Origin of the sequence: Micromonospora sp. NPDC005806, assembly GCF_042871425.1 — a bacterium.
Taxonomy (GTDB): Bacteria; Actinomycetota; Actinomycetes; order Mycobacteriales; family Micromonosporaceae; genus Micromonospora.
On record NZ_JBIAIL010000027.1, the window covers coordinates 19762 to 33864 of the forward strand.

The 14103-nt window shown below is 76.4% G+C and carries 6 protein-coding genes; 5 read left to right on the plus strand and 1 reads right to left on the minus strand.

What is annotated here, in order from left to right; genetic code table 11:
• Positions 1 to 21 precede the first annotated feature (21 nt).
• The gene (locus ACFYOS_RS24705; RefSeq protein ID WP_387146038.1) at positions 22 to 2253 is read right to left on the minus strand and encodes a BTAD domain-containing putative transcriptional regulator; all 2232 of its coding nucleotides are present in this window, start codon (positions 2251 to 2253) and stop codon (positions 22 to 24) included.
• Between the two features lie 372 nt (positions 2254 to 2625).
• Here ACFYOS_RS24705 and ACFYOS_RS24710 point away from each other — a divergent pair, with 372 nt between their 5' ends.
• The 5 genes from ACFYOS_RS24710 (at position 2626) to ACFYOS_RS24730 (ending at position 14004) form a co-directional block, all read left to right on the plus strand.
• Positions 2626 to 5067 carry an amino acid adenylation domain-containing protein gene (locus tag ACFYOS_RS24710; RefSeq protein WP_387146041.1) on the plus strand — a complete coding sequence of 814 codons (2442 nt, stop codon included), beginning with the start codon at positions 2626 to 2628 and terminating at the stop codon, positions 5065 to 5067.
• Complete coding sequence (locus tag ACFYOS_RS24715; RefSeq protein WP_387146044.1) at positions 5064 to 8351, plus strand: amino acid adenylation domain-containing protein; 3288 nt, start codon at positions 5064 to 5066, stop codon at positions 8349 to 8351. Before ACFYOS_RS24710 ends, ACFYOS_RS24715 begins: the two co-directional genes overlap by 4 nt.
• Positions 8348 to 11437, plus strand: coding sequence for a type I polyketide synthase (locus ACFYOS_RS24720; RefSeq protein ID WP_387146047.1), 3090 nt, complete (start codon positions 8348 to 8350; stop codon positions 11435 to 11437). Before ACFYOS_RS24715 ends, ACFYOS_RS24720 begins: the two co-directional genes overlap by 4 nt.
• On the plus strand, positions 11430 to 11627 hold the full coding sequence (locus ACFYOS_RS24725; protein WP_387146050.1) for an MbtH family protein: 198 nt from the start codon (positions 11430 to 11432) through the stop codon (positions 11625 to 11627). Before ACFYOS_RS24720 ends, ACFYOS_RS24725 begins: the two co-directional genes overlap by 8 nt.
• A gap of 118 nt (positions 11628 to 11745) precedes the next feature.
• Positions 11746 to 14004: a hypothetical protein gene (locus ACFYOS_RS24730; protein ID WP_387146053.1), complete on the plus strand. Its 2259-nt coding sequence runs from the start codon at positions 11746 to 11748 to the stop codon at positions 14002 to 14004.
• The last annotated feature ends 99 nt before the right edge of the window (positions 14005 to 14103 follow it).

The following is a 14103-nucleotide window of genomic DNA, read 5'->3' on the forward strand; positions in this document are numbered from 1 at the left end:
GAACCGTCCACGCGGAACCCCTCAGGCCGAGTGGTGGATCAGGGCTCGGCGGGCCGGACCCGGCCGGAAGGACAGCACCGGCGGGTGGGTGCCGCCCCCGACTTCCGACCACGACGGAGGCCGCTGGGCCGGAACCCGGCGGGCTCCCGGCGGCCCCGATCCGCGGGCCGATTCGGCGGCCGGCCGGGCCGGCTGCGCCGGCGCGGGGCGGCCGGCCGGGGTGATGCCCAGCTCCCGCATCCGATCGGCGTACGCGCGGTAGCGCCGCTCGGCCTCGCCGTGCCGGCCCGCCGAGCGGAGCACCTGCACCAGTTCCAGGTGCGCGTCCTCGTCGTACGGGTCCCTGTGCACCAGCCGCATCAGGTAGCTCAGCTGCTGGTCGGTGTCCGCGGCGTGCTGGACGAGCCCCCGCAGCACGCTGGTGTGCGCCGCCTGCGCCTCCTCGCGCAGCGGCTGCGCCCAGTCGTCGTACGGGTCGTCGGCGAGGAAGTCCCCGCCGTAGAGCTCGTCGGCGCGGACCAGCAACCGGGGCGCGTCCGGGGCCCCGGCGCGCTGCGCGGCCTGCGCCTCCTCGGCGGCGGTGAGGAACGCCTCGACGTCCACGTCCACCACGTTCAGGTCGATCGCCACCGAGCTGCGGTCGGCCAGCACCGCGCCGCGCCCGTCCCCCTGCCGGCTGCCGAGCACCCGGCGCAGCGTGGACAGCAGCACCGACAGTCGGTTGCCGGTCCGCGCCGGCGTCTCGTCCGGCCACAGCAGCTCCATCAGCCGGCTCCGGGGCACCGCCCGGCCCCGGTGCGCGACCAGCATCTTCAGCAGGTCCCGGGCCTTCTTCGACTGCCACTCGCCATAGGGGACGACCTTCCCGGCCCGGAACACCCGGAAGTCGCCGAGGGTGTGCACCACCACGGCCGGCACCCGCAGCGTGATCGCGGTGAGCCCGTCGGCGACGCCCGGGTCCAGCCGTACTCCGCAGCGGCGCAGCTGCTGCTCGGCGCCTTCGGCGCCGCGGCGGGCCCGCCGGCCCTGCAACCGGGCGGCGATCAGCCGGATCGCCGCCTCCTCCGCCCGGTCGCCCAGCTCCTGACAGAGGGCCGCGGCATCGTCGAGCAGCCCGGTGGCGGCCCGCGGGTCCGCCGCGGCCAGCACGGTCAGCTGGAGCGCCTGGACCAGGGTGGCCTGCCGCCGGTCGAGGGTGGCGCCGGTGCGGGCGTCGGCCGCGTCGTGGTGGGCCCGGGCGGTGTCGCCGGCCAGCAGCGCCACCCAACCGCGTGCCAGCAGGGCGTACGGCCGCTCGGCGTCCCCGGCCAGGGTCACCGCCCGCTCGGCCAGCTCCCGGGCGGCGCGCAGGTCGTCGGCAGCGCGCACCCGGGCCAACTCGGCGAGGACCCCGACCCGCAGCGACGGCCGGCGGGGACCCGCGTCGAGGGCGGCGAGGGCCTGCTCCAACGCCTGCCGCGCCTGCCTCGGCTCGCGCCGACGGCGGTGCACCGTCCCGAGGGTGGCCAGCGCAAACCCCTCGTCCGAGGCGACCCCGGCCAGGTCCCGTAGCCGCTGCCCGGCGGCGCCGTCGGCGAGCGCGTCCTCCAGCCGGCCGAGCTGGCACTTGGCGGCGGCGACGAGGCTCAGGGCGTACGGCTCGTGGCCGGTGCAGCCGGTCGCCTCGGTCAGCCGGACGGCCGCCTCGGCGTGCCGCAGCGCGCGCCCGGCGTCGCCGGTCCCCAGCGTGTGGTCGGCCAGGTCGAGGTGGACCATCAGCCGGAACAACCCGAGGTCCCCGCGGGCCAGCCCGGCGGCCGGGTCGGGGCCGCCCCGGGCGGCCGCCTCGTCGCCGCCCGCCGCCGCCAGCAGCACGCCGAGCCGGGCGATCGCCTCCGCCGCCGCGGGCATCCGGCAGCCGGCGGCGGCCAGCTCGGCCTCCTCGACGTCGGCCGCCGCCCGGTCCAGTTCGCCGGCGACGAGGTGATGCGCGCCGGCGAAGCAGTGGACCTGCACCGCGTCGACGCCGGTGGCACCGATCGGCGCGCCGACCAGCCGGGCCAGTGCCTCGTCCGGCTCCCCGGCGAGGTGCCGGCGCAGCGCGCCCCGCCAGGTGTCGCCCAGTGGGTGACGGCGCGCGGCGGGGCCGAACAGCTCCGGCTGGGCCACCAGCCACAGGTGTGCGGCGACGCGATCACCGGCGTCGGCCAACCGGCGCAGCGCGCTGCCCAGCTCGGCGTCGCCCGGCGCGCGGTCGTCCGGCGATCGCAACATCCGTCGCTCGTCCTTCCGTCCGCTCCGGCTGGGCGTCGACGCGCGCCAGACCGGCCTGACCTGGTCTCCGGACATCCACCGCTCCTGGGGTCTCTCGTGGAGGATCGGGCGTGCGGAGAGGAACCGACGCGATACGCGTGGTCGCCCGGTCTAGCCTCCCCGGGCACGATCATTGCCCCCATCGACCATCATCGCCATAACCAAAAGAGTCGGTGTACTTACTGACTGCTATGCGCTATTGGCCTATGTCCACGCTCAGGGTTCCGTCAGGGTGCCGGAACGGCACCCGCAGAGGCCGTACAAGCAACCGGCACGGGCCGTCCGCAGAATCCCGGTCGTCGCATGTCACCTGCCGATCGGAGTTGAGATCCGATGACCGAACAGCCGCAGGTCCGCGCCGTGCCGGAGCCGCCCGAGCTGCCGTACCCGCCGGCCCCGACCGGCGCGGACACGGCCGTCGCGGCGGTGCCGGGCGGGCCGGTCGAGCCGCTGGTCGCCGCCCTGGCCGGGCTGCTCGCGCTGCTGCAGCGCCGCACCGGCCGGCGCGACCTGCTCGCCGAGGTGCCCGCCGGCGGCGGCTGGCTGCCGGTGCCGGTCCGGCTCCCCGCCGACCCCACCTGGCGCGAGCTGTGCGACCTGGTCCACGCCGGGCTGGCGGCGAGCCGGGAGCACGGCACGGTCGTCGAGGTCCACCGGCCAGTGGCCTCCGTCAGCGCCGATCCGCTTCCGCCGGACGCCCGGGGCGAGCTGCGACTCACGGTCGGGCAGGCGGACGGCCGAGCGGTGGTGACCGTACGCCACCGGCACGCCGGGCCGGTCGCCGCGGAACTCGCCTTGCTGCTCGCCCGGGCCGACGCGCGGCCGGACGGGCGACTGTCCGACCTGTCCCTGCTGGACGAGGACACCCACCGGCGGACCGTGGTGGCGGCGAACGCCACCGACACCGCGTACCCCCGGGACCGGTCGGTGCCGGAGCTGTTCGCCGAGTGGGCCGCCCGCCGCCCGGACGCCCCGGCGCTGCGCGACGGGGACCGGGTGCTCAGCTACCGGGAGCTGGACCGGCGCGCGAACCGGTTGGCCGGTCGGCTGCGCGCCCTCGGCATCGGCGGGGAGTCCCTGGTCGGTCTCTGCTTCGCCGACACCGCCAGCTGGGTGGTGGCCGCGCTGGCCACCCTCAAGGCGGGGGCGGCGTACCTGCCGCTGGACCCCGGGTACCCGGTCGAGCGGCTGGGTCTGATGTGCGCCGACGCCCGCCCGGCGGTGCTGCTGCACCCGGCCGCGCTGGCCGACCGGCTGCCCGACGACGGCACCCCCCGGCTCGCCCTGGACGGGCTCACCGACGCCGGACCGGACGCGCCGTCGGCCGTCACCGTCCACCCCGACCAGCTCGCGTACGTCATGTACACCTCCGGCTCGACCGGCCGGCCCAAGGGCACCGGGGTCAGCCACCGCAACATCGTCCGGCTGGTCCGCGACACCGACTTCGTCGACGTCCACCCCGACGACGTGATGGGCCAGGCGGCGACCATGTCCTTCGACGCGGCCACCCTCGAGGTGTGGGGCGCGCTGCTCAACGGCGCCTGCCTGGCCGATCTGGACATCAATGACGTCATCGTCCCGGACCGGCTGCGGGAACGGCTGGGCGAGGCCGGCGTGACGATGATGTTCCTGGCCACCTCGGTGGCCCGGCAGCTGGCGACCGAGGCGCCCGACGCCCTCGCCGGCCTGCGCTACCTCACCTTCGGCGGCGAGCAGGCCGACCGCACCGCGGTCCGCCGGCTGCGCGCCGCCTGCCCGGACACCGCCCTGGTCAACGGGTACGGTCCGACCGAGGGCACCACCTACACCACCACGTACGACTGTGCCCGGCTCACCGACGCCGACCCGGTGGTGCCGATCGGCGGCCCGATCGCCAATACCCGCGTCTACGTGCTCGACCAGCACCTCCAGCCGGTGCCGCCGGGCGTCCTCGGCGAGCTGTTCATCGGTGGCGACGGGGTGGCCCGCGGCTACCTCGGCCGCCCCGGTCAGACCGCCGAGAAGTTCCTGCCCGACCCGTTCGGGCCGCGCCCCGGCGGCCGGCTCTACCGCACCGGCGACCTGGTGCGGCAACGCCCCGACGGGCTGATCGAGTTCGTCGGGCGGGTCGACCACCAGGTGAAGATCCGCGGCTACCGGGTCGAGCCCGGCGAGGTGACCGAGGCGCTGCGCGGCGGCGGCCAGGTCCGCGACGCGTACGTCCGGGCCGACCGGGACGCGGCCGGCGACTGCCGCCTGGTCGCCTACGTGGTGCCGGCCGACGGAGTGGACGTGGCCGCGGTCCGTGCCCGGGCCCGTGAGCAGCTCCCCGACCACCTGGTGCCGGCCGTGTTCGTGCCGTTGGCCGCGCTGCCGCTCAACCGCAACGGCAAGGTCGACACCGCCGCGCTGCCCGCGCCGGACGAGGCCGCCGAGCCGGGGGCGGCGGCGCTGCGTACCTCCACCGAGCGAACGGTGGCCGAGATCTGGCAGGACGTGCTCGGCGTGCCGGTGCGCGGCCGCAACGACGACTTCTTCGACCTGGGCGGGCGGTCGCTCAAGGCCACCCGGGTCCGGTCCCGCCTCTCCGCCGCGATCGGGGCGGAGGTGCCGCTGCGGCTGGTCTTCGACCACCCGACCGTCGCCGCGCTGGCCGCCGCGGCCGACGAGATCGCCGCCGCGTCGGGCCGGCCGGCGGTCCCCGCCAGGACCGCCGGGGCGTTGCCGGACGGGCCGCCGGCCGCCGACCTCGCCGGCCTGCTCGACCAGCTCGAACACGGGGCGGGCACCCGGTGAGCGCCACCCTCGGCCCCGACGAGCTGCGCCACCGGGTCGACGCCCTGCCGCCCGAGCGGCGCCGGGCCTTCCGGTCCGCGATCCGCGCCGACGGCGACCGGTACGGGGTGCACCCGCTCACCGCCGCGCAGGAGTGGATGCTGCTGCTGGCCCAGCTCCGCCCGGGCAGCCCCGCCTACCACGTGCCGTACCGGGTGGACCTGCGCGGCGAGCTGGACGTGGTCGCGCTACGTGCGGCGCTGGACCTGGTGGTGGCCCGGCATGAGGCGCTGCGCACCGTCTTCGTGCCGCTGGACGGCCAGCCGTACCAGTTCGTGCTGCCGCCGGCCGGGCTGCCGCTGGACGTGGTCCAGGTCGCCCCGGCGGAGATCGACGCGTACGCGGCCGCCGAGGCGGTGCGCCCGTTCGACCTGGCCCGGGGGCCGCTGGTCCGGGCCACCCTGTGCCGCACCGGCCCGGTCGACTGGACGCTGCTGCTCTCCCTGCACCACGTGGTCTGCGACGGCTGGAGCATCGGCCTGCTCTTCGACGAGCTCTCCGCCGCGTACGCGGCCCGCCGGGCCGGCCGGGAGCCGGCGCTGCCGCCGGTGCCGCGGGACGTGCCGGCCGCCCTCGCCCAGGACCGGCAGCTCGACCCGGCCGAGCTGACCCGCCGCCTGAACTGGTGGCGCGACGCCCTCGCCGGCGCGCCGCCGGGTCTCGACCTGCGCACCGACCGGCCCCGCCCGGCCGAGCTGGAGGACGCCGGCCACGAGATCGAGTTCTCCTGGCGCACCGCACTGGCTGACCGGGTGGCCGAGGCCGGCCGGCGCACCGGCGTCACCCCGTACATGATCTTCGCGGCCGGCTGGGCCGCCCTGCTGCACCGGCGCAGCCAGCAGCCGGACCTGCTGATCGCCACCCCGGTGGCGAACCGGCAGACCCTCGACAGCGAGAACGCGGTCGGCTTCTTCGTCAACACCCTCGTGCTGCGCAGCCGGGTCGACGGCGGGCTCACCTTCGCCGGCCTGCTCGACCAGCTCCGGGACCGGGCGCTCGGCGCGCTCACCGACCCGGTGCCCTTCGACGCCCTGGTGCAGGAGCTGCGGCCGGACCGGGACCGCGGCCGCCACCCGCTCGCCCAGGTGATGTTCGCCGTCGAGGACGGCTGGGAGGAGCGGCTCACCCTGCCCGGGCTCACCGTGCTGGCCAGCGGCGAGACGCACACCGGTACGTCCATGTTCGACCTGACCCTCACCGTCATTCCCCGCGAGGGACGCATCGACGGGCGGGTCGAGTACCGCACCCGGCTCTTCGACGAGTCCACCGCCCGCGCCTTCGCCGACCAGCTCGACACCCTGCTCACCGCCGCGCTCGCCGACCCGGACACCCCGGTCGACCGGCTGCCGCTGCTCACCCCTGCCGCCGGCCGGGAACTGGTCGCCCGGTGGGCCGCTACCGCGCCGCCGCCGGACGACCGGCTCACCCTGCCCGACCTGGTCGCCCGCCGGGCCGCCGCGACCCCGGACGCGGTCGCCGTGGCGTACCTCGACGGGACCCTGACCTACGCGGAGCTGGACGACCGGGCCACCCGGCTCGCCCGCACGCTGCGGGCCCGCGGGGTGCACGACGAGAGCACCGTCGGGGTGTGCCTGCCCACCGGCCCGGAGTGGGTGGTCGCCTTCCTCGCCGTCCTCCGGGCCGGCGCGGTCTACCTGCCGCTGGACCCGCAGCTACCGGCGGCCCGGCTCGCCCACCTGCTCGCCGACGCCGACGTGCGGCTGGTGGTCACCGCGACCGGGGCCGACGAGGCGCTGCCCGGCACCGACGTACCGCTGCTGCGCCTCGACGACCCCGGTCCGCCCGGCCACCTGGAGCTGCCGACCCCGCACCCGGACGCCGCCGCCTACCTCATCTACACCTCCGGCTCCACCGGCCGGCCCAAGGGGGTGATCGGCACCCACCGGGGGCTGCGTAACCTCGCCGCGGCGCAGGCCCGGCTCGTCGGCGTACGCCCCGACGACCGGGTCCTCCAGTTCCACTCGATCAGCTTCGACGTGTCCCTGTCCGACATGGTCACCGCGCTCACCGCCGGCGCGACCCTGCGACTGCCCGGCCCGGACGAGCGCACTCCCGGCCCGGACCTGGCCGCCGCGCTCACCCGGCATCGGATCACCGTCGCCGACCTGCCGCCCGTCGTCCTCGACGCCCTCGACCCGGCCGCCGTGCCGGAGCTGCGGGCGCTCACCGTCGGCGGCGAACCCTGCGCCCCGGACGTCGCCGCCGCCTGGTCGCGCGGCCGGCTGCTGGTCAACGGGTACGGCCCGACCGAGGCCACGGTCACCGCCACCGCCGCCCGCTGTGTCCCCGACGACGTCGAGCTGCCCATCGGCCGGCCCTTGTCCGGGGTACGCGCGTACGTGCTCGACGCCGAACTCCGGTCGGTCCCGTCCGGGGTGCCCGGGGAGCTGCACCTGGCCGGTGCCGGGGTGGCCCGCGGCTACCTGGGCGACCCGGCGCTGACCGCCCGACGCTTCCTGCCCGACCCGTACGTCCCCGGCGAGCGGATGTACGCCACCGGCGACCTGGTCCGCTGGCGCGCCGACGGTCAGCTCGTCTTCCTCGGCCGGGCCGACGACCAAGTGAAGATCAACGGCTACCGGATCGAACTGGGCGAGGTGGAGGCCCGGCTGCGCGACTGCCCCGGGGTACGCCGGGCCGCCGCCGTGGTGCGGACGGACCAGCCCGGCGGGCGGCGGTTGGTCGGCTACCTCGTCGGCGACGGACTCGACGTGGAGGAGGTACGCCGGGAACTGCTCCGGCAGTTGCCCCGCTACCTGGTGCCCGCGGCGTTCGTGCTGGTCCCCGACCTGCCGATGACGGCCAGCGGCAAGCTCGACCCGGCCCGGCTCCCAGCTCCCGCGGTGATCCGCTCCGCCGGCACGTACGTCGCCCCGGACGGCGAGTTGGAACGGGCCGTCGCGGACACCTGGCGGGAGGTCCTCGGCGTGGCCGAGGTGGGCGCGCACGACAACTTCTTCGACCTGGGCGGCACCTCGATGCTGCTGGCCCGGGTGCAGACCCGGCTGGGGGAGCGGCTCGGCCGGCCGGTGCCCGCCGTCGAACTGTTCCGGCACCCGACCGTCGCGCTGCTGGCCCGCTACCTGGGTGGCGTGGACGCGACGCGGGCGGCCGCGCCGGCCGGGGAGCCCGCCGCTGCCCGGCGACGGGACGAACGTAAGCAGGCGCTGGCCGACCGGGCCCGGCGGGTCCGCCCGGTGCCGGTGGGGGAGGGACGGCCATGACCGCGCAGGAGACCGGGCTGGAGATCGCCGTCGTCGGGATGGCCGGCCGCTTCCCGGGCGGCGCCGACGTCGACGAGCTGTGGCGGACCGTGCTGGCGGGGCGGGAGGCGATAACCCGGTTCAACCCGGAGGAACTGGCCGTCGCCGGGGTGTCCGAAGAGGACCGCAACCACCCCGACCACGTACCGGCGCACGGCGCGCTGCCCGAGGTCGACCGCTTCGACGCCGCCTTCTTCGGCTACTCGCCGCGGGACGCCCGGCTGATCGATCCGCAGCAACGGATCTTCCTCGAGTGCGCCTGGGCGGCCCTGGAACGGTCCGGCCACCTCACCGGCGACCCGAACCGCCTGGTCGGCGTCTACGCCGCCTGCGCGGCCAGCGGCTACCTGCTGCACCACCTGTTCCGCAACCCGGCCCTGGACTCCGTCTCCGAGTACGAGTTGATGCTCGCCAACGACAAGGACTCGCTGCCCACCCGGGTGGCGTACCACCTGGACCTGCGCGGGCCGGCGGTGGCCGTGCAGACCGCCTGCTCCTCGTCGCTGGTCGCGGTGCACCTGGCCGTGCAGGGACTGCTGGCCCGGGAGTGCGACGTGGCGCTCGCCGGCGGCGCGCACGTCCGGCTGCCCGGCGGCACCGGCTACCGGTACGAGGCCGGCGGCATCATGTCCCGGGACGGGCACTGCCGCCCGTTCGACGCCCGCGCCACCGGCACCGTGGGCGGCGACGGCGCGGCCCTGGTGGTGCTGCGCCGGCTCGCCGACGCCCGCCGCGACGGCGACCCGATCTACGCGGTCATCCGCGGCTCCGCGGTCAACAACGACGGCCGGATGAAGGTGGGCTTCACCGCCCCCGGGGTGGACGGGCAGGTCGCGGTGATCCGCGCCGCCCAGCAGGTCGCCGAGGTCGATCCGGCCACCATCGGCTACGTCGAGGCGCACGGCACCGGCACCGACCTGGGCGACCAGATCGAGCTGCGCGCGCTCGGCGAGGCGTTCCGGGGCGCCGGCGCCGGCCGGTGCGCGCTCGGCTCGGTCAAGGCGAACCTCGGCCACCTCGACGTCGCCGCCGGGGTCACCGGGCTGATCAAGGCGGCGCTGGCACTGCACCACCGGGTGGTGCCGCCCAGCCCGTACTGCACCCAGCCGCACCCAGGCCTCGCCGACGGGCCGTTCCGGGTCAACACCGCGCCGCTGCCCTGGCCGGATCTGGGGGCGCCGCCACGCGCCGCGGTCAGCTCCTTCGGCATCGGCGGCACCAACGCGCACGTGGTGCTGGAGGCCGCCCCCGCCGCCACGCCCGCCGCGCCGGCCGCCGACGGGCCGCAGTTGCTCGTCCTCTCCGCCCGGGACGCCGACGCGCTCGACCGGGCCCGCACCCGGCTCGCCGCCCACCTCGCCGAGCAACCGGAACTGCCGCTCGCCGACGTCGCGTACACCCTGCGGACCAGCCGGCGGGAGTTCCCGTACCGGCTGGTCACGGTCGCCGGCGGCGCCAAGGAGGCCGGCGCGCAGCTCGCCGACCGCGATTCGGCGCTGGTCCGCGCCGGCGTGGTGGGGGAGGCCCCGGCGGGCGTCGCGCTGCTCTTCCCCGGCCAGGGCGCCCAGTACGCGGCCATGGGCCGCACCCTGCACCGGACCGAGCCGGTCTACCGGGCCGCCTTCGACCGCTGCGCCGCGCTGCTCCGTCCCCACCTGGACGTGGACCTGCGCACGCTGCTCTGCCCGCCCGGCGACGCGGTCCCGGCGACCCCGGAACTGGACGAGACCTGGCTGACCCAGCCGACCCTGTTCGCCGTCGAGTACGCCCTCGCCGAGCTCCTCCGGCACCGGGGTCTGCGGCCGGCGGCGCTGGCCGGGCACAGCCTCGGCGAGTACGTCGCCGCCTGCCTGGCCGGCGTCTTCACCCTCTCCGACGCGCTTGCCACCGTCGCCGTACGAGGCCGGCTGATGCAGGCGCGGGAGCCCGGCGCGATGCTCTCCGTCGACCTGCAGGTCGAGGAGGTCGAGGTGCTGTTGTCCCCGGAGGTGTCGGTGGCCGCCGCCAACGCGCCCCGGCTGACCACCGTCTCCGGCGGATCCGCCGCCGTCGCCGCGCTCGCCGCCGAGCTGCGCGGACGCGGCGTCGCGTGCCGGGAGCTGCGCACCTCGCACGCCTTCCACTCGGCCATGATGGACGCCGCGCTGCCCGGCTTCGCCGCCCACCTGCGGGGCGTGCCACTGCGCCCGCCGGCGCTGCCCGTGGTGTCCAACGTGACCGGCCGCTGGCTGACCGACGACGAGGCCACCGACCCGGACTACTGGGTGCGGCAGCTGCGCCGGCCGGTCCGCTTCAGCGCCGGGGTGGAGCTGCTCCTGGCCCAGCGGTACGCGCTCGCCGAGGTGGGTCCGGGACGTACCCTGGCCACCCTTGCCCGGCAGCACGAGGCGGCCCGTGGGACCACCGTGGTGACCACCCTCCCCGCCGACCGCTCCCCGGCCGGCGAGGACGCCGCGGTGACCGGGGCGCTCGGCCGGCTCTGGCTGGGCGGAGTCCCGCTGGCCTGGCCCGACGGCGACCTCCCACGCCGGCGGGTGCCGCTGCCGACGTACCCGTTCGCCCGCCAGCGGCACTGGGTGGAGCGGCCGCCGACGGCACCTTCGGCGCCGGCCGCGCCCGAGCTGCCGGACGCCGCACCGCCCGCCGAGCCGGTGCCGACCACCGAGGTCCGCGAAGAGCCGTACGAGACGGTGCGCCGGATCTGGGTGGAGCTGCTCGGGGTGGACGACGTCGGCCCGCACGACGACTTCTTCGAGCTGGGCGGGCACTCGCTGCTCGGCACCCGGGTGGTGGCCCGGATCCGCGACGCGCTCGGCGTCGACCTGCCGCCCGGCGCGATCTTCGAATCGCCCACCCCGGCCGCCCTGGCCCGAACGGTCGCCGCGCTGGCCACCCCGGTGCCGGCGCCGCGCGAACCGGCCGACGACCTGCCGCCGGCGGACGACACGCTGACCGACCTGCTCGCGGAGATCCGGGCGCTCCCGCCGGAGCGCCTGGCCCGCGAGCTGCACCTGGCCCGACGCGAGGAGAGGAACGGCGATGGTTGACGAGCACCGGGTCCTGGTCAACGACGAGGAGCAGTACGCGCTCTGGCCCCGGCACAAGGAGATCCCGCCCGGGTGGCGGGACGCGGGCTGCGCCGGCAGCCGGCAGGACTGCCTCGACTTCGTCGACCGCACCTGGACCGACATGCGCCCGCGCAGCGTCCGCGACCACCTGGCCGCCACTCAACCCTGACCCGGGGTGGCGCGGCTCCTCCCGGGCATGGCGGCTCCGTTCCGGGGTATGCGCGCCCGGCGGGTCCGAACGGGCCTGCGGCGGCCCGGGGCCGACCCGACGGCGTGATCAGGGGCAGATGGCGCGAGATGTGGTTGAGCTGCGCGTACACGGGGTCTCCGGAGTACGGGCCGAGGCGCTGCTGGACCACCCGGTGGTGGTCCGGGTCGCTGGTGACCGGAGCGCCGGATTCTACCGACCCCGCCCGGGGTTCGGCGTCACCACCGGGCCGGCCGGCGTCACCATCGAGGCGTACCAGTGGCGGAACCTGACCGTCGGAACCGTGGCCCGAACCGTGGCGCTGCTGTTCCTGCTGCCCTTCATGTTCAGCAACCTTGCGGCGTGGCTCCGGCCCCCGGCCCGTGGCGGTGGCACCGTGAAGGCCCTGTGTCGGCTGCTCGGGGCCACCATCACGGCCATGTTCGTGCTGGCGGTCATCGGTGTCTTCCTGGATCTGATCGGCTGGCAGTGCGTGTCGTACCAGCCGTGCAGGGCCGGGCGGGGGTACCTGGGCTGGCTCGAGGAGCTGCCGATCGGGCCACGGCTGGTCGTCCTCGCCGTGCTGCCGGCCGCCGCCATCCGGCTCGTCTGGTGGATCGGTTCCCGGTCCGCGCGGGCGTACGAGGAGTTCCACGCCCCGTCCGGCGCCTCCGGAGCCCCGCCCGGGGACCGGCTCGACGCGGACGGCTTCTGGCGGGGAGAGGTGCTGGTCGGACGGCTCCGGTCGATCCACGTGGCGATCGCGTACTTCACGTTGGACCTCAGCATCCTCGTCGCATTCACCGCCCGGCAGCCCAGCGCGGTGGGTATCGCGTTGCTCGCCGTGACCCTGTTGCTCCTGGCGGCCTGCCTCGTGCTGCTCTGCCTGCCCGCGCTGAACGCTCCGCACACCGGCTGGGACTGGACCCGGTCGGTCATCCGGCCGTTGCGCGTGGCCGTCGCCGCGGTCACCGTCCTCACCGTCGGGTACGCCCTCCTGCCGCGTCCCACCGCGCCGGTGGGCGGGGCGCTGCCCGGCTTCGCCCTCAGCGTCAACGTGGTGATCCTCGGCCAGGCCGCGCTGCTGGCGGGGCTCGCCGCGGTCGCCGTGTGGCAGCAGCGCGGGGCACCGCCCGCGGCGCGCGCGTTCTTCCGAGGTCTGGGCGCCCCGGTGTTCGGGGCGATCTCGGCCGGGCTCTCGGCGACCTTCACCGCGGGCATCGTCTACCGGGCGGCCGACGTCCTGGACCGGGGCGCGATCCCCGGCCCGGAGCATCCGCCCCCGCCCGGCGCCCCGCCGCTGGACCCGCCGATCGCCTACCGGTGGGACGCGCTGGGCGCGCTCGCCACCGTGCTGCTGGTCGCCGTCGTGGGCCTGTACGCCGGCCGGTTCAGCCGGCGCCGGCGCGAGCGGCTGGCGGCCCGGATCAGCCAGGAGGACTTCCCCGACGCCCCGCCGGAGGCGGCGACCCGGCTGCGGGCGGTGCGCCGGGTGATCAGCAGGTCCCGCCTCGCGGAGCAGTTCAGCCCACTGCTCATCGTCTACTTCGTGCTCGCGTTGCTCAGTCTCGCGTTCACCGCGCTCGATCTGGCCGAGATCGGGCCGACCCAGCTGGCGCAACAGCTCAGCGGAAACCGCCGCACGTTCGTGGGGCTCGCGGCCTACCTCACCGACGCGGGGACCTTCTCCCTCGGGCTCATCGTCTTCGGGCTGCTGACGATCGGTGTGATGGCCTACTTCTCCCCGGAGGTGCGGCGGGCGGTCGGGGTGCTGTGGGACCTGGGCACCTTCTTCCCCCGTACCACCCACCCGTTCGCGCCGCCCTGCTACGCCGAACGCGCGGTGCCGGAGCTGGCGCGGCGGGTGAGCGCCCTGAGCCGGGAGAAGAAGGTGCTGCTGTCCGGGCACAGCCACGGCTCCGCGCTGGCTGCGGCGGCCATCCTGCAACTGCCACCGGAGACGCTGGGCCGGGTCGCCCTGCTCACGTACGGCTCCCCGCTGCGCCGGCTCTACGGCCACCTCATGCCGGCCTACTTCGGCGACGACGTCATGCGGGAGATCGGTGAGCGGATCGGGTGGCGCTGGCGCAACCTGTGGCGGACCACCGATCCGGTCGGCGGGGCGATCTTCTCCACCCACCGGCCGGGCGACCCGCCGGCCGTCGGCGGGCCGGCCGGTCGCGTCGACGTACGCCTGCGCGACCCTCGGGCGGTCACCATCCCTTCGATGGACACCGTCCCGCCGCCGATCGAGGCGCACTGGCCGTACCACACGGATCCGCGGTACGGCGCCGCCGTCGCCGAACTCGCCGACTCCCTCGACCCGCCGGATTCTGCCGGCCGCGACGCCCGCCGATAGCGTCTCGGGTTCGCCCCGAGCAGGACGGACCGGGCCCGCGTGAGTCACGGACCCGAAGACCACCTGTCGCGGCGCCCACATCCGGCCCGTCCGCGAGCG